We start from the raw sequence: 17,515 nt of genomic DNA, 5'->3' as shown, positions 1-17,515 counted from the left end.
TTGGAGGTTTATAAATTGCCGGGGAGGTTTCCCCCTTTTCAGGCGGCCCGGTCCGCCAAAAGACTGACTACTGCTCGGGAGCCGGAGTGGCCTTCGGTTTGTGATGGAACCAGCCGGTCTTCACCGGGGCCGGAGGCACGCCCGGCTTCGGATAGTCGGCCGCGAGTTGGCGTTCCGCAGTCGGCGCGAGGCGAACGGCGCCGCGAGCGTTGTTCCGCCAGCCATTCGGGTCGGCATATTCCTCACCGCTGTGGTGCAGGCCGGTTACCTGATCTTCGAGACCGGTGCCGTAGCCCTGCTTGATGATCGTGGGTGTCACGAAGATGAGCAGGTTGCGCTTGGTACGGACGTTGAGACGTTCCTGGAAGGCGTAGCCGAGGATCGGGATATCACCGATTACCGGGACCTTCGTGCGGCCCTTCGTGACTTCATCCTGCAGCAAGCCGCCGATGGCCAGCGTGTCGCCGCTCTTGATGACCACGTTCGAGTCGAGCGTGCGCTTGTCGATGACCGGGCTGGTCACGGTCGCGCCGCTGAAGGTGAAGGTGGCGTCGGCGACTTTGTTGCTGATTTCCGGTTGCACGGACATCGAGATGAAGTCGTCCTTGTTGATGGAGGGCGTGACGATGAGCGTGTTACCGAACTCCTTGTCCTGGAAGCCGCTGAACACGGCTTGCGCGGTCTGCTCGTTGAAGTTCAACTGCGGGATCGGCTGATTACGGACGATCTTGATCGTAGCCTTCTGGTTGTTCGCGGTGACCACACGCGGGTGAGCGAGGAATTCGGCATCCGAGTCTTCGTTCAAGAGCCGCAGCGTAGCCGACATGGAGGGGACGGTGAGGATGGCGAACTGGCTGGCGAGCAAGTCACCAAAGCCGCCGCGGGTTTCGCCATTCATCAAGAAGTCACCAGGAGTGAGTTTGCCGTTGGTGGTGACCAGCTGTGGCAACTGGCTGTTAACAATGACAGGCGTTACCTGGCCGGTGGTGGGATTGGTCTGCAGGTTGACCGATTGCGAACCAGGGACCGTCGGCGCGCCATAGCTGAAGGTTTGCGGAGTGCTCGAGCTGCCGACCGTGCCACCCCAGTTGATGCCGTAGCTCTGCTTCGGGTTGGCGGTCACTTCCACGAGGCGGGCTTCGATCATGACCTGCTGCGTGGGAGAATCGATGCTCACCAGGAACGCCTTGACCTTGTCGACATTCGAGCGGTTCTCGCGATAGAAGATGGTGTTCGTGCGTTGGTCGAACTGCGGGGCCACGCCGCTCTGGAGCTGCGTCTGGAGAAGCGGCACCGCTTTTTCGGCCTGCGCGTAGCTGAAGGTGTAGCTGCCGCTTTCCGTCGGCTCCTTCGCTTTTTCCTCGGGGGTCTTGATGTAGTAGACATCGCCCTTGCCCTTGTCCATGACCAGACCCTTCGACTCGACGATGATCTCGATGGCTTCGGCGGGCGTCTTGTCTTCAATGCGCATGTTCACCGTGCCGGCGCTCTGCGCGACCTTGTCGCTGACCACGATGTTCATCTTCGCCTGGCGGGCGAGGGTGCGGAGCACGAGGTCGATGGGGTCGCCCTGAAAGTCGTTGAGACGAGCCGCGCCAGCCGGCAGGCCGTTGACCGCCGGGACGGCACCGGGAACCGCGGCCGCATTCGGATCGCCCGGAACCGGAGGAACGATCTGCTGCGGGGTCGCCGACTGAACCGGCGGCTCAATCGGAGCCGGAGCGACCGCGCCTGGAGTGGGCGGAGCCACCGGAGCCTGAGCCACGGCCCCAGGAGTAGGGGGAACAATAGGAGCCGGCGCGGGTGTGGCGGCGGCTGTGTCTTGCGCCGCGGCGGAACTCACGGTGAGAACAGCGGCTGCGCAGAGGGAGGTGGAAAGTTTGGCCATGATTTGCTTTCGGGTGAATGGGTTGTGGATTCCGTAAAAGCACATGGCACGCCACCGTCACTACGTATTCGCATTTTGCGATAAATATCTCACCTCCGAGAAAAAACCGCTCTCAGATGTGATGATTTGAGAATCCTTCAGAGAAGGGCGATTTGCCCCCTTACCGAATACTACCGACTCACCGGAGAGCGGCGAAAAAGCGGGCCATTTTCTCTGTATCCTTGCGTCCCGGAGTCGCCTCGACACCACTGGCCACGTCCACCGCATAGGGGCGCACGGCCAGGACGGCTTCGGCGACGTTTTCCGGCTTCAAGCCGCCGGCGAGGATGATTTTCACTCCCGGGAAGCGTCGCACTGCCTCTGCAGCGAGCTGCGGATCCAGTTGGCGGCCAGTGCCTCCATAGGCCGTTCCTGCGTCGGCATCGAGGAGGATGCTCGGGGTCGAGAAGGTTTCCAGATTGTCGAGCGAAGCCGCATCGCGGACGCGCAGGGCCTTGATGAAGGGGCGCCCGCAGGCCGCAAACTGCGCGCAGTAGCTCTCATCTTCGTCGCCGTGAAACTGCACGACATCGATGGCCGGGTGATCGGCGATCCGCCGCGCATCATCGAGAGGCATATTCACCAATACTGCGACCCGCGTGACCAGCGGCGGCAGGCCACGAATCCACGAGAACGCGCGATCGAGATCGATATAGCGCTTTGAGCCCGGCCAGAGATTGAATCCAAGTGCATCGGCCCCGAAATCGGTCGCGGCACGTGCGTCTTCTTCATTCGTCACACCGCAGATTTTGATACGGACACGGGCTGGATTGGTCATGAGGCGGATTCTCCGGGTTCAGTAGATACACCGGGAAAATGCATGCGCGGCATGGCTTCGACAAGCTGCACGAGGCCCCGGCCCCATTTCGTCTGGATTTCGTGGAAATAAGCGTCGTTCTCCTCGAGGCGCGCACGGTATTTCATCGCCAGCGAATCGGCCTCGTAGGCGAAGACATCGATCGGCGGCCCGACGGAGACATTCGACTTCACCGTGGCTTCCATCGAGAGCATGCCGAAGGTCACCGCGTCGCGCAGCGAGGTCTCAAAGTCGAATCCGCGGTCGAGGATTGGCTTGCCGTATTTGAATTCGCCGATCTGGAGAAAGGGCGAAGCCGTACTGGCCTGCAGCGTATTGCCCTGCGGATAGACAAAATGAATCTCGTGCTTCTGCCCGGCGATTTGCCCGCCCAGGAGCACGTTGATGTTGAAGCTGAATCCCGCCGCCTCGAGCGCCTTGCGATCCATCTCTCCCACGTCGCGGATCTTCCGGCCGACATAGCGCGCCGTTTCGAAGAGGGTCCGCTGATTCATGAGCGTGCTCTGATCCGGCGCGCTCTTGCTGAGCAAAAAATCCTCCTCGATCAGCGCGTAAACCGATTGCGTGAGCGAAAGATTCCCGGACGTCATCAAGCAAATGACGCGGTCGCCGCTCTCTGCGTAGATGCGCATCTTCGGCTGCACGGTGATGTTATCCACGCCGGCGCTGGTGCGCGAATCGGAGATGAAAACAATCCCTTCGCGGCAGAGCAGGCTAAGGCAATAGGTCATGGGAAAAAAGGATGAAGGCGGAAGATGAAGGATGAAAGAGGGACGCGGGACGGCGAGCAATATTGCGTATTGCGGCACCTTCGGATTTTCATCCTTCATCCTTCCTCCTTCATCCTTTCTTCGTCTAGCCTCCGTCGCGTGCGTTTCATTTTCCCTCTTTTGCTGCTCGTTTTGGTGCTGAAAACGTGCGCCTTCGCCCAGGACCGGAACCAAACCGACGAAGAAAAGCGAAAGCAGTTTCTCAAGGCGCGCGAGGAAATGAAGACGCTGCCGTTCACTCCCTCGCCGGAAGCCACGCCGCGGCCGAAGCCCAAGCCGGTGCGCCCCGCCGCGACGCCGACGCCGGAAGCCACCCCCGCTCCGAAGCCCGCGGCCACGCCCAAACCGCCGGAGCCGGAAGCGACGCCGAAACCAAAGCCGAAACCGGAGCCCGAGACGACGCCGAAGCCGAAACCGCGCCCCAAGCCAGAGCCCACGGCCACGTCCAAACCGGAGCCCACTGCTACGCCTAAGCCGCACCTGACGCCGACTCCGATCCCGGCCCCGCACACTCCCGTCACGGCGCCGGTCGTCATCGAGAAGCAGAGCTTTGAGGAACAGCACAGCTATCAACCCGCGCCGGCGCCCGGCTGGTTCGAGCACTGGAAATTCCTCACCAAGAGCATTCGCTACGAGATCGACCATGCTCCGGTGCTGGCGCATCGCTGGCGATACATCGTGGTCCACAACAGCGGCACGCGGCAGGGCAACGCCAAGGCGTTCGACTACTACCATCTCCACGTGCGCAAGATGCCGAACGGCCTTGCCTATCATTTCGTGATCGGCAACGGCACCTCCACGGGCGACGGCGAAATCGAGATCGGCAACCGCTGGAAGCGGCAGATCAATGGCGGCCACGTGCACAGCGACTATCTCAACAACATCGCCCTCGGTATCTGCCTGGTCGGCGATTTCATCGCGATACGCCGAGCAAGAATCAGCTCGAAGCCTGCGACGAACTCATCCGCTATCTCCGGCAGCGCGTGGGCAAGATCAACGGGCAGCAGGCGATCGTGAAGCCGCACCGGGAAATCAACCCGCCCCGCTGGCCGACCGATTGCCCGGGAGCGCACTTCCCCTACAACTGGATTCACAGTCGCTATTTCCAGCCGGGAACGTAGGAGGGCGGAATGACGAATGACGAATGCCCAATTCGTTCGTCATTCGTCATTCGTCATTTTCCAAGGAACTTCACCACCGCCTCGGTGCGCGACTGGACGTGCAGCTTGCCGTAGATGGTGTGCAAATGCGCGCGGACGGTGCTCGTGCTGATGCCCAATTGGTCGGCGATTTCCTTGTAGTGCAGGCCGCGCGCGAGGAGCGTGAGGATTTCATGCTCGCGCGGCGTGAGGGTCTGCATTTCCGGGTTCGCCGGACGCGCGAGGTGAAAATGCGAGACGACTTTGCGCGCGATGTGCATCGACATCGGTGATCCGCCAGCGTGCACTTCGCGGATGGCGGTGATGATCTCCGCCGAGGGAGTGCGCTTGAGGAGATAGCCGCTCGCGCCAGCGCGCAGCGAAGCGAAGATGTTTTCCGTATCGTCGTAGGTCGTGAGCATGAGCACATTGAGTCGCGGATGAGCGGTCTTGAGAGCGGCGACACATTCAATACCGCTGCGGCCGGGGAGATTGATGTCCACGAGCAGCACATCGGGCAGCCGTTCCGGCGCATGGTGGAGGGCCTCCTCGGCATTGGCGTAGGTGTCGAGGCATTCCAAATTCTCCGCGCGCGCGATCAGCGCGGCGAGGCTTTCGCGGGTGATGCGGTCGTCTTCGACGATGGAGATACGGATGGGCATTAGAGTGGGGGCTGGGGATGCTCGGGCGGCCAGGGGAGCCGCAGGGCAAGGGTCGTGCCGGAGCCCGGCGTGCTCGTGATCTGGCAGGTACCGCCGAGATCGGTGGTGCGTTCGCGCAGGTTGGCGAGACCATTGCCGATCGTGCCGTTTTGGTCAAAGCCGCGGCCGTCGTCAGCGATCATGAGGTGGAGACCGGCGGGGTGCGGTTCGACCGTGAGCCGGACTTCCGTGGCGCGGGCATGCTTCACCGCGTTGTTCACCGCTTCGCGGACGATGAGAAACAAGTGGTGGCGAAAATCGGCGGAGAGCGCGCGCGGCGCAGGGTGATCGGGAAATTCGAGCCGGCAGCGAATCCCGGCCGCTTGCAGTGTTTCACTCGTCTGCTGGCCGAGGTATTCGAGGAGACTGGCCAGTGTGTCGTGCCGCGGATTGACCGCCCAGACGATTTCGTCGAGCGCGGTGACGGCTTCGTGTGCCGTGGCGACGAGTTGGGGTAGGTGGCGACTGTGATTTTCCGATTGGGCGAGATCGCTGAGCAGCGAGATGCGGGTGAGGCTCGTGCCCAGCTGGTCGTGCATGTCACGGGCGATCCGCGCCCGCTCGCGTTCGATTGCCGCTTCGCGGCGCAGGGCTTCGGCCTGGCGTTGCGAACGCCGTTCGGCAGCGAGGTGCGCGAGAAAGGCCGCGGCGCCGAGCGCGGCGGCGGCGAGACCGTAGCGGAACCAGGCCGTTTGCCAGAGGAATGGCCGAACGGCGAAGGCGAGCCGCGCTTCGTGCTCGCTCGGAATGCCATCGTTGTTTTCCGCCCGGACCCGCAGCGTGTAATCTCCCGGCGGCAGATGCGCGTAGTCCGCCGTGCGTTGCGGTGGAGTGGCCACCCAATCGGTGTCGAGGCCGTCGAGCCGATGAAAGAGCCGGACATTTTCCGGAGCGGTAAAGCTGAAGGCGCTCAACTCGAATTCCAATTGCCGGACGCCGGGCCCGATCTCCGCAGTCGGCGGCATGAGCGCGCCATTCACCCGCATCGTTTCGATCGCGACGGGTGGGGGGACACGATTGCCGCCCACGACACCCGGATCGGCAATGACGATACCATTTCTAGTGGCAAACCACAGGCGGCCTTCGGCGTCCCGCAGCGTGCCGGGAAAACTGGCATTGGCCTGGAGGCCGCTGACCCCTTCGCTCCGGCCGAAAACGGTGACTTGCAAAGTGGGCGCGCGGCCTTCCGCCACGGCGACGAGTTGATCCAGGGGCGCCATGAAGATCCCGGCATCGCTGCCCGCCCAAAGCCGGCCCTGTGTATCGAACGCGAGTTGCGAGATCACATTGTGCGGCAGGCCTTGATCGCGCGTGATGAGACGGCAGTGGCCGCCCGACCACCGGGCGATGCCCGTTCCCTGGGTGCCAATGAGCAAGGCGCCGTCGGGCGCGACGAGCAGCGCGCGAATGCCGTTGCAGGCCGGTCCCAATTCCTCCTCCGCTACGCGCACGAACCTGCCGTTTTCTTCGCGCAGCAGAAACCCTCCGACCGTGCCGGCCCAGATGTGGCCTTGCGTGTCTTGCACCAGAACTTGCGCGGCGCCGCTCTCCGCCGGCATGGGAATGTCGCGCCAATTCCCAGGCCGGCCGCGCCAGACGTTGAAGCCACGCGCGACCCACAGCTCGCCGTCGCTGGCTTCGAGCAGCGCGAAGATGGACGGTTTCGCTTTGTCGGGTGGAAGAGGGAGCGGCTCGAAGGCGTTACCGTCCCAGCGGACGAGATTGCCGTCGCCGTTGGCGATCCAGACGTTGCCGTTGAGGCCGGCCGTGACGCGGACCGCTTTGGCTCCCGGCCAGTCGCTGCCGGGAGCGAGGAGCCGCCACGCGCCGTCGCGGCGCACGAACAGGCGGGCGTTTTGCGTCGCGACCCAGAGGTCGCCGCGAGCATCGGTGCACAGCGCGCGCGCTGCTTCGTCGTGTGGGCCGCCCGGTTCATCGAAAGTCGTGAGCACGCGGGGGCGGATCCGGCACGCGCCTCCGCCTGCTGTCGCGGCCCAGATGTTGCCTTCGCGATCTTCCTCCAGCCACCACACGTCGGCATTGGGCAGCGGGACCGGTTGAAAGCCGTCCGGCGTGCGCAGCCAAAGTCCGCCGCCAAAGGTCCCGAGCCACAGCCGGCCGTGGCGGTCTTCGCGCAGCGTCGTGATGCGCGCGCCGGCGGGAGTGGCGGTCAGTTCGCCCGCTTCCGCCACGCCTCCCGTCTCCGTGTAGTGCAATAGCTTTTTTCCGGCGCCGATCCACAGGCCGCCGGTGGTGGCGGAGCAGAGCGCCGAGCGATCATTCGGCAGCGTGGCGACTTTTTCAAATCGACCTTCGCGCCAGCGGGCCAGCACGCGGGGGCCGGAGGCCCAGACGTCGCCGCGCGCGTCGAGGGTGGCGCACGAGGCGAAGGTCGGCGCCAGGCCCGGCGCGACCGGCACTTGCTCGATGTGCCCCTTTTCGATGCGATGAAACCGTCCGCCTTCATAGCAGAGCCACACCACCCCGTGGGTGTCCTCGAAAAACGCGGTCTCCCGCGAACCGCCGACATCGAGCACCGGCATTTCCATGACTTGATCCGGCTGTCCGGGATGCTGCCGCACGACCACCGCGCGCGCGACCAACCAGCGCGTGCCATCGCGCGCCGGCAGCACCGCATTCACCCCGCTGCCGCCGTGGCCGGAAACGTTCATGGGCACGTCGCGAAAGCGCCAGCCATCGAACCGCGCGAGCCCGCCGCGGGTGGCGAAGAGCATGGCGCCATCGGGCGCCTGGGCGAGACAGGTGACGTCGTTGTTGGGCAGGCCGTCGTCGCTTTGCCAGGCACGCACGAGCCACGCCGGCTCGCTGTGGGCGAGAGCTGGCAGGAGCAACGCAACCAGGAAGAGAATGGCTCGGGGGAGCATTGCCGTCAGAATACGCGGTGTGGAGCGAAAGCCAACGGGGGAGCAGCGGCTGCGGCCTAGAACATTCGTTCTATGGAAAACGCCCGGCCCGTTGGGGAAAATGAAGGCTCGTTCGCACCCTCCGATGAACCTGCTCCTCGCCTCCATCTCCACCGGTCTCACCTCTCGCCTCCGATCGCTCGGGCGCCGCCTCCGATCCGCTGTGCTGATGCTGGCTGGTATCCTTCTCGCACACCATTCCTTCGGCGCCACCTTCACCTGGAATGGCGGTGGCGCCAATGGCAACTGGTCGACGCCGGGAAATTGGAGTTCCGGCACGGCGCCGACCGCGACGGGAAACAATTTCGTCTTCGGCGGTACGACCAACCTCTCGGCGGTGAACGATGTCGTGACCGCAACCGATACGGCCTTCGCTAACACCGCCCTCACTTTCGCCTCGGGTGCGGGCTCGTTCACGCTGAGTGGCAATGCGCTCACCATCGGCAGCGGTGGCGGCGCTGGCCAGGTGTTCGTCCAACAGAACAGCACGAGTGCGCAGACGATCAGCCTGAATGTCAACCTCTCCGGCGGCAGCGGTGACCGGAGCATCGTCTTTGCCAGCGGAGCCGGCAGCCTGACGTTGAGCGGCAATATCAATTTCAGTAACGACTGGCTGTTCCCGAATGCCACCGCGGGCACTCTCATCCTCAGCGGCGCCAATTCCGGTGACGGCAAAGCGCCCACCGCCGGGGGCATCACCGCGGGCACGAATACGATGAACGCGATGATGCGCAACAACGTCGCCGGTACGAACCTCGTGCTGGGCAGCGATTTCGCGCTCGGTAATTCCGGTTCCGGTTCGGCCGCGGCGGGCACGGCGAGCTTGCGCGGCGTCGTGGCCAATCAACAGGTCAAGGTCAGCACGACCAACGCCGAGAAGATCCTTACGGGAAAAGCGGTGGACGCCATCGCGCACAACAACACCTACACCGGCACGTCGAACCTCACGATCGGGAATATCTACGCCGTTATCAGCAATCTCGATTTCATCGCGCCGACCACCGGCCGGGTCACCTTCTAGATCTTCCTCTTTCTTTCGGGCGACCAGACCGGCCGCCAGCTCTATGTGAACCTCAGCGGCGGCGGCAGCGTCACCGTCACCGGCTCGGTCTACGACACGTTCCATTCCGCCGGTCTCACCAGCGGCACCAGCACGCTGCGCAAGGCGGGCCCGGGCACGCTGCGGCTCAATGGCAACAACAGCTACGCCGCGACCACGCAGACCGATGCCGGCACGTTGCTGGTCAATGCCACGCATGCGCCGACCGCGAACTCCGGGCGCTATCTCATTCTCGCCGGCAGCACCCTCGGCGGCACGGGGACGATCAAGCCCTTCGACACCACCGGCTCAACGACCGGCCTCTCGCTCGCGGGCATCACCGCGCCGGGCGATCCCATGGTCAATGGCGGGATCGGCACGCTCACCCTGGATGGCGGCAACTCGGCCCGCAGCGTGGCCTCGTTCGAAACCGGCGGCACGCTGGCCATCCGGCTCGGCGCCTACGGCACGGGCGGCAGCATCGCCCTTGTCAACGGTCAGGCGAGCGACTTTTTCTTCAACAGCAACGTCGTCAATTTCACGGACAGCACCGGCGGCAATCTCGCCGGTGGGCAGTACGTGCTCATCTCCGCGGACGTGGTGAATGCTTTCAGCGGCCTGACCACGGACGGCAGTGGCCACATCACCGCGGGCCTCTCGATTGGCAGCGGCTTGAGCGCTTATCCGGGTTCGACGCTGCAAGTCGTGGGCAATAACATCGTGCTCAATCTCAGCGCGCCGGCGCCGGGCGTCCCGAGCAACCTCGCGGTCACCTCGACCAGCGGAGGTGCCGCGCTGTCGTGGACGGCGGGCGCGAATGTTGGCAGTTACACTGTGCAACGCGCCACGACCAGCGGGGGACCATACACGATCATCACCACGGGTGTGAAATCGACCGCCTATGTCGATCGCAGCTTCACCCCGGGCACGACCTATTACTACGTCGTCCTCGCCACCAGCGGCACCGGTACCAGCGCGGCCAGCAATCAGGTGAGCGCCGCGCCCACCGTGGTCAATGGCACGTGGACCGGCGGCACGGGAAATTACTCCGACACCACGAAATGGAGCGGGGGCGCCATGGCTTCCGGTGCGGGAGCCACGATGACCATCTCGACGGTGGGCACGATCACCGAGGACATCCCCGTCTCGCTCGGCACGATCAACGCCGCCTGGAACAACAGCTCCAGCCTGATCCTCCAGGGCAGCTCCGGTGCCGCGCTGAATTTCACCGCGACCAGCGGCACACCCGCGCTGAACATGACGACCTATTTCAGTCGCTACGATTATCTCACCAATCTCACCATCACCGGTGCGCAAGGTCTGAGTTACAGCGGTGGGTCCAATGGGCTCGTTCTCCAGTCGGGCTTGAATTGGAGCGGCTTCTCCGGCGGCTTGAATCTCGTGGGCCCGGGCAATGGCGACGGCGGCATGATTTACGCCCAGTCGCCGAACGCCCTGCCGGCGACCGCGCTCTCGATGACGCCCGGCACGGGGACGAACGGCTTCCGCCACGCGAAGCTCGTGCTGAACAGCGGTGCGAACCAAACAATTGGCGCGCTGAACAGCACCCTCGTCGGCACGGGTACGGCGTACATCTCCAGTTACTCGAATGCCAGTCTGCTGACCGGCGGCGCGCCGAGCGGCACGAATGCCTCCGGCTTCGCCACACTGACCATCGGCGCGGACAACGCGAATGGCGCCTTCCTCGGCAAAATCGGCACCGGCTACAACAACAGTTCAAACGCCGAAGACGCGACCGCGAACCTGCTCAACCTCGTGAAAACCGGCTCGGGTACGCAGACCTTCTCCGGGACGAACAATTACATCGGCTCGACCACGGTGAGCCAGGGCACACTCTTGATCGATGGCACCTATGACCAGGGCACCGGCGCCAATGCCGGGCGCCTCTTCGTCAATGCCGGCGCCACCCTCGGCGGCACCGGCACGATCAAGCCTTCGGATACGAATGGCGGCACGACCGGCGTTTCCGTTTCCGGCACACTGTCGCCTGGCGATCCGGGGACGAACGGCGGCGTGGGCACCCTGACGATCAACGGCGCGACCTCGGCGCGCAGCGTCGCTTCCCTCGAGTCCGGCGGCACGCTGAGTTTCAAGTTGAACGTGAGCAATGCTGCTTCGAACGTCGCCCTCGTCAACGGCCAGTCCAGCGACGTCTTTTTCAACAACAACGTCGTCAATTTCACCGACCTCAGCGGCGGCAATCTCAGCGCCGGGGCGCACGTGCTTTTCAGCTCCGACATAGCGGGGGCCTTCAGTGGATTGACAACCGATGGCAGCGGGAACATCACCGCGGGCCTGACTATCGGCAGCGGTCTGGGCGGTTATCCCAGCTCCACGCTCATGCTCGTCGGCAATAACATCGTGCTGAACGTGGTGCTGCCGGTCATCCCGCCGCCGAACCCGCCGGCCGGATTCACCGCCACCAACAATGCGCGGGAGGCCTCTCTTTCGTGGAACGCATCCGCCACGGCGACCGGTTACACCGTGCAGCGCGCGACGACGAGCGGCGGACCGTACACCACCATCGCGTCGAACCTCACGAGCACCAGTTACATCGACAGCTCTGCGGCGGTGGGCACCACGTACTATTACATCGTCACCGCGTCGAATGCCGGTGGCCAAAGCGCGGCCAGCACCCAGATTACCGTGACGATTCTGCCCTCGCGCGTAATCGGGGTGAAACTCCGCGCCCTCAACGCCTTCGGCATCGCCACGAGCGATCTCGCGGGCGTCGCACCGGCGCGCGTGGGATTCTGGAACAACCTGCTCAGCCCAGCGCTCCAGGGCGCGACGGTCTCTTCTTCCACGCTGACCGACGACACCGGGGCCATCGTAACAGGCGCCGCCGTCTCGTTTACCGGTGGCACGACCTCGACCGCCTACGATCTCGCCGGCTTCCTCGTCGGTACGGAAAGCACGAACGAAAGCGATCTCTTCGCTTCCGTCTTCGATCAATATAATGGCACCCCGGGCAGCGTGACGGTGAGCGGGATTCCGTATTCGAGTTACGATGTCATCTTCTATCTCTATGACGGCGGCGCCACGCGCGGCGGCAGCATCAGTCTCGGCGGCACGACTTATTTTGTGAAGGGCGGTGCCGGCAATCCGGCGGTCGATGGCAGTGGCTACGTGCAATCGAGCGCGACCACGCTCGGCACCGCGACCGGGGCCAATTTTGTCCGCTTCAGCGGCGTCAGCGGGACGAGTTTCACCGCGACCTTTGTCGCGCAAAATCTCGGGGACAGCACCCAGCGTTTGAAGATCGCCGGCATCCAGATTGCCAGCCGCGACGCGGTCTCGCCGCCCACCGTTGCGCCCTCAGTCACGACGGCGACCGCGTCGGGGGGCAATCAGCAGGTGGCGCTCAACTGGACGCCTTCGGCCACCGCGACCAGCTATCACGTGAAGCGCAGCCCGAGCAGCGGCGGTTCCTACATGACCATCGCCACGGTGAACGCACCGCTGATGAGTTATGCGGATAACGCGGTCACGAACGGCACCGCTTATTACTACGTCGTCACCGCCGTGAACGTCGCGGGCGAGAGCGGCAACTCCAGCGAAGTCAATGCGACCCCGGCCACGCCGGCATTCACGCCCGTGACCGACTCGGTCTATCAATACTCTGTCCCGGTCGTGCCGATCTTTTCCAACAACCCGGCGGACCCGAATCGCCGCGCCTATCTCTGGGTGCCCCCGGGCTGCACGAAGCTGCAGGGGGTGATGGTCGGTCTTCATAACATGCTCGAGAAACCCATGTTCGATGACCCGGCAATCCGCCAGGCGTGCACGGATGCGAATCTCGGCATCGTCTTCATTGCCGGCGGTGATGCCGCCTATCCGCTCACGCCGAACGGCACGGGCAACTACACCGTCGGCAGCCTGAACATGGCACTCAGCCTCGACCCGAATAGTTACACCACGCCCGACATCAATCCGGCGACTGGTGTGGCCTTCACCAGCCAGGCCGAGCAGGCCGGCGCGGAGCTCGCGGTTGTGCTGAACAATCTCGGCACTGAGTCCGGTTTCGCGGAATTGCAGTATGCGCCGATCCTCCTCACCGGACACAGCGCAGCGAGCCCGTTTGTCTGGATTCGCGGAGTCGCGACCTCGGCGGCGTTGGTCAATCGCGTCTTCGCCATCCTGCCTTACAAGGGCTTTTATCCCGGCACGATTCCATCGAACATGCCGGTCTTCCACGTCTCCTCCGAGTGGCAGGAGATCAGCAACTGGAGCAACACCTGGGACGTCATGGATGGCCCGCAAGCCCGCAAGCTCCGCGGCGGCGGCACGAACCAGCTTTTCGGCGAATTCGTGCAGCCGGGCACCGGCCACTATGAGTACGACCAGTCGCAGTCGGGACCGATGGCCACGTTCATTCGCAACGTTGCGGCGTTGCGCATTCCAGCCACCTGGCCGGCAACCGGCTTTCCGGCGCTCAACGCGATCAATGTCACCAATGGCTATGTCGTGGACGTGACGACTCTCGGCAGCGGCAACGCGCAGCCGGTGGCCTATTCCACCTGGGTCGCCGCAGGCAACGATCCGCTGCGCGCCTATTGGTATATCGACCAGGCGACCGCCCAGGCGGTGTGCGATACGATGAATGCAGGCTTCTCGAAAAAGGCCCAGATGATCACCGGCTATCAGACGCCGTCGACGCTCGCGCCCCTGGCGACGCAATCCCCGGGCTATGTCTTTTACAATACGGTCAGCTATCTGCCGGACGGCGTGAACTTCCAGATGCGCACGGCATCGCTGAATCAATCGCCGATCGCGAAGCTCTTCAACGCCGGCCCGGTTGGCATGGCCAGCGGTTCGATCCTGTTCAAGGCCAATGGCAGCGGCGCCATTCGCCAGACTGGCGCGGATACCTTCCGGGTGTGGCTGGATCGCGGTGGAAATCCGTACCGCCTCGGGCAGCCGTGGGAACCGTTCGCCATCGCGTATCATCCCGGTGATGCCAATTACCGCCGGGCCGATCGCCCGTTCAATCTCACCACGGCCGCGCCGGTGTTTATCATCAACGGCACGGCGCAGAGCGTCGCTTTCCCCGCGGTGCCGAACCAGGTCGCGGGTAATTTGCAAAACATCGCCCTCGGTGCGACGGCCACGTCCGGCATGGCCTGCCAGTATTGGGTCGCGTCCGGGCCGTATCATGCCACGGGAACCAATGGCCAGACGCTCGCCGCCGACACGCTCCCGGCGAAAACGAGCTGGCCAATCCGGGTGGTTGTCGGTGCCTGGCAGTGGGGCCAGAACACCGCGCCGCAGGTGCAGAGCGCGACTCCAGTGCGCTCGACCTTCTGGATTTTCGAGAACGGGTTTCAGAAAAACCAATACGAGACCTATGGCTCGCTGAGCACGAATGCGAACGGCGATCCGGCATGGAATGCCTTGCCCGCCAACGCAGGGCCGCTCGCCGCACCGTATGGCGACAATGTGCCGAATCTCGAGAAGTATGCTTTTGGGATGAACCAAAGCGCCAGTGACAACCGGGTCATCCAATGGACAGGCAACGGTGCCCTGACCCAACACGGATTGCCGACGCTCGGTTACGATGGGACCAACTGGTCGGGCGTCTTCACCCGCCGGGCGGATTACGCGACTTCCGGGGTGGCGTATACGCCGCAGTTCAGCACCGATCTCGTGACCTGGAGCAATAGCACGGACACGCAGAGCGTGATCGCCAGCGATGCGAATTATCAGGCAGTCAGCGTGCCGGTTCCTGCGGCGATGGCCGGTCAGGCGAAGATGTTCTTTCGTGTGTTGGTTTCGACGCAGTGAGAGGGGCGGGAAGAGGCAGAACATCCAATACCCAACATCCAATCGAAGAAGCGCTACCGCCTCACGCCTGCGTGATTGGATGTTGGATGTTGGGCGTTGGATGTTGGATGTTCATCCCCTATGCACATCGGACTGACTGGCGCCTCGGGGTTTCTCGGGCAAAAGATTTCTCGATATCGCTCTGCGGGCGGGGGGCATGAAATTATTGCTTTCTCGCGCCACCCGGACCGCGCGATCCCGGGCTGCACCATGCGGTCGTTTTCACTCGATGCGACGCCGGATATTCCGGTTGTGAGGCCATCATTCATCTGGCTGCCGAATCGCCGATGGGGCTCTGGACTCCGGCGAAAAAGAAACGCATTGCCCGCAGTCGCATTGTCGGCACGCGTCGCGTGGTGGAAGCGATCGCCGCGGCGGAGGTCAAACCGGAGGTGCTGGTTTGCGCTTCGGCGATCGGATTCTATGGCGATCGCGGGGAGGAGGATCTGACGGAGCGCAAGACGGTGGGCAAAGGCTTCCTCGCGGAAACGGTGCAGGCGTGGGAGACCGAAGCCTACCGCACTTCCGACACGCGGGTGGTGTGTCTGCGCACGGCCGTCGTCCTGGGACGGAAGGGTGGAGCGCTACCCGTTATGGCCCTGCCGTTTCGCTTCGGCTTCGGGGCGAAGCTCGGGGATGGAAAGCAATGGATGTCCTGGATTCACCTCGAAGACGTTGCGCGCCTGGCGCTCTTCGCCGTGGAAAACCTGGACATTCGCGGGCCGCTGAATGCGGCGGCTCCATGGCCGGTGCGCAACGCCGACTTCACACGGCTGCTGGCGAAACAGTTGCATCGGCCGGCCTTCCTTCGCGTCCCCGCGTTTTTGCTGCGCGCGGCGCTGGGCGATTTTTCCGAAGAGATCCTCGACAGCAAACGGGTGCTTCCCTCGCTGGCCTGCGAGCACGGGTTCGGATTTCAGTTCCCGGAAGTGGAAGGGGCGCTGAAGGATTTGCTGGGATAAGTCCCCAAAAAGCCCTGCCACCCTGAGCGTGTGACGCGCTCAGGATGGCAGGTTTTTTGCGGGAAAGCCCGTTGGGTGTTGGGTGTTTCGCGACAGCTTACTATTTCGCCGCTTCCGCGTTCTGCGCGGTCGTCTTGGCAGGCTCCGCGACGCGCACCTCGATGCCATCGGCAAACGAGTCGGACGGGACGGTGACTACCTGATCGGCCGCAGTCACACCGGAGAGCACTTCGATGATGGAGCCGAAATCGCGGCCGATCTTGATCTTGCGCAGGCTGATCCGGTTGTTCTCCACGACGGCGACCTGCGGGCCTTGCGAACGGAAGATCAACGTGCTGGCGGGCAAGGTGAGCGCGGCTTCGGGATGCGCGTCGGTCAAACGCACCAAACCATAGCTGCCGGCGAGAATTTCGTTATTCGGATTATCGACTTCGCATTCGACGAGGAGGGTGCGGTCGCGATATCGAGTGCGCCGGCGGTGCGCACGACCTTGGCGTCGTATTTGTGATCAGGCGCTTCGGGCAGGGTGAGCTCTGCGGGTTGTCCGACCACGGTGCTCCGCGCGTAGTTTTGCGGGACGTGCACGAACACGCGCAGCTTGTCGATCTGGGCGAGGCGATAGAGTTCCTGACCGGCGCCGGCGGTGACCAATTGGCCAACGTCGAGGTGGCGGGCGGTGATGATGCCGTTGAAGGGCGCGGTCACATGAGCGAAGCCCACCAACTCGTTGAGGCGCTTCACATTGGCCCGAGCCGCTTCCACGGTGGCACGCTTCAAGGCGAGATCGCTGACCTTTTCATCGGCCTCCTGCGGGCTCACGGTTTTGGCCTGCAACATTTCCTTCCAGCGCTTGGCCGTGACCTCGGCCAGTTGGGCTGCGGCTTCGGCCTGCGTCAGCTCGGCCTGGCCTTGCGAAAGTTGCTGATTGATTTCCGGGGTATCGAGTTCGGCGAGCAACTGGCCCGCTTCGACGTGTGCGCCGAGATCGACCAGCCAGCGGCGCACATAGCCATTGGCGCGCGCGTAAATGGAGGCTTCGATCACCGGACGCAGTTCACCGGAAAGGACCAACGGCTCAGTCATCTTCGCGGGCGCGGGAGAGATGACGGCGACGGTCGGGGTGGCCAGATCACGCGTATCCTCGGCGACTTGCTTCCGCTCCCGCAGGCGCGGGAGCAGCCCAATCGTCAGTGCGGCGGCTACCACGAGGAAGAGGAAAAAAACGATGCGGCCGAGGCGCGGCGGTTGGGTTGGGGGCTCTTCTTTCACGGCAGGATGATGGGGGCGGGCGGTCGGTTGCGGCGCTTCGCCCACGGCGAGCCCATTGGCACCCTCGTCGTTGGTCCGGTGATTGGTGAGGTATTCAGATTGGGCGTTCATCTTGCGAAATAG

11 protein-coding genes are annotated in these 17,515 nt (G+C 63.7%); 4 read left to right on the top strand and 7 right to left on the bottom strand.

The annotated features are described in order from the left end of the window. Positions 1–67 precede the first annotated feature (67 nt). The 3 genes from CFE428DRAFT_RS27915 to CFE428DRAFT_RS27905 form a co-directional block, all read right to left on the bottom strand. On the bottom strand, positions 68–1,888 hold the full coding sequence (locus CFE428DRAFT_RS27915) for a type IV pilus secretin PilQ (RefSeq protein WP_157447660.1): 1,821 nt from the start codon (positions 1,886–1,888) through the stop codon (positions 68–70). Between the two features lie 178 nt (positions 1,889–2,066). Continuing rightward, positions 2,067–2,705 (bottom strand): phosphoribosylanthranilate isomerase, encoded by a 639-nt coding sequence (locus tag CFE428DRAFT_RS27910; RefSeq protein ID WP_006983055.1) that lies wholly within the window; start codon positions 2,703–2,705, stop codon positions 2,067–2,069. Continuing rightward, positions 2,702–3,475: a proteasome-type protease gene (locus CFE428DRAFT_RS27905; RefSeq protein ID WP_042725959.1), complete on the bottom strand. Its 774-nt coding sequence runs from the start codon at positions 3,473–3,475 to the stop codon at positions 2,702–2,704. The genes CFE428DRAFT_RS27910 and CFE428DRAFT_RS27905 overlap by 4 nt, the downstream gene beginning before the upstream one ends. Before the next feature lie 138 nt (positions 3,476–3,613). On the opposite strand from CFE428DRAFT_RS27905, the gene CFE428DRAFT_RS34610 reads away from it, so the two are divergent. After that, positions 3,614–4,531, top strand: a complete 918-nt coding sequence (locus CFE428DRAFT_RS34610; protein WP_006983053.1) for a peptidoglycan recognition protein family protein — start codon at positions 3,614–3,616, stop codon at positions 4,529–4,531. A gap of 157 nt (positions 4,532–4,688) precedes the next feature. Here CFE428DRAFT_RS34610 and CFE428DRAFT_RS27895 read toward each other — a convergent pair whose 3' ends face one another. Further along, a complete protein-coding gene (locus CFE428DRAFT_RS27895; RefSeq protein WP_006983052.1) occupies positions 4,689–5,315 on the bottom strand; it encodes a response regulator in 627 nt (208 codons plus the stop codon). After that, positions 5,315–8,239, bottom strand: coding sequence for a sensor histidine kinase (locus CFE428DRAFT_RS27890; protein WP_006983051.1), 2,925 nt, complete (start codon positions 8,237–8,239; stop codon positions 5,315–5,317). The genes CFE428DRAFT_RS27895 and CFE428DRAFT_RS27890 overlap by 1 nt, the downstream gene beginning before the upstream one ends. A 124-nt stretch (positions 8,240–8,363) precedes the next feature. Between CFE428DRAFT_RS27890 and CFE428DRAFT_RS38330 the strand changes: the two genes are divergently transcribed. From CFE428DRAFT_RS38330 to CFE428DRAFT_RS27875, 3 genes are all read left to right on the top strand, one after another. Next, complete coding sequence (locus CFE428DRAFT_RS38330; RefSeq protein ID WP_006983050.1) at positions 8,364–9,299, top strand: hypothetical protein; 936 nt, start codon at positions 8,364–8,366, stop codon at positions 9,297–9,299. Between the two features lie 45 nt (positions 9,300–9,344). Further along, positions 9,345–15,122 (top strand): beta strand repeat-containing protein, encoded by a 5,778-nt coding sequence (locus CFE428DRAFT_RS27880; protein WP_006983049.1) that lies wholly within the window; start codon positions 9,345–9,347, stop codon positions 15,120–15,122. 242 nt (positions 15,123–15,364) lie between these two features. Next, a complete protein-coding gene (locus CFE428DRAFT_RS27875) occupies positions 15,365–16,123 on the top strand; it encodes a TIGR01777 family oxidoreductase (protein WP_272941146.1) in 759 nt (252 codons plus the stop codon). Positions 16,124–16,223: 100 nt separating this feature from the next. Here CFE428DRAFT_RS27875 and CFE428DRAFT_RS36265 read toward each other — a convergent pair whose 3' ends face one another. Together CFE428DRAFT_RS36265 and CFE428DRAFT_RS27870 are read right to left on the bottom strand one after the other, a co-directional pair. Further along, on the bottom strand, positions 16,224–16,502 hold the full coding sequence (locus tag CFE428DRAFT_RS36265) for a permuted SH3 domain-containing protein (protein ID WP_049975775.1): 279 nt from the start codon (positions 16,500–16,502) through the stop codon (positions 16,224–16,226). Next, a complete protein-coding gene (locus CFE428DRAFT_RS27870; RefSeq protein ID WP_006983046.1) occupies positions 16,499–17,503 on the bottom strand; it encodes an efflux RND transporter periplasmic adaptor subunit in 1,005 nt (334 codons plus the stop codon). Before CFE428DRAFT_RS27870 ends, CFE428DRAFT_RS36265 begins: the two co-directional genes overlap by 4 nt. Positions 17,504–17,515 lie beyond the last annotated feature (12 nt).

Source organism: Chthoniobacter flavus Ellin428, assembly GCF_000173075.1.
GTDB classification, from domain to species: domain Bacteria; phylum Verrucomicrobiota; class Verrucomicrobiia; order Chthoniobacterales; family Chthoniobacteraceae; genus Chthoniobacter; species Chthoniobacter flavus.
Note: the sequence above shows the minus strand (reverse complement) of the source record. Positions and strands in the feature narration are given on the sequence as shown.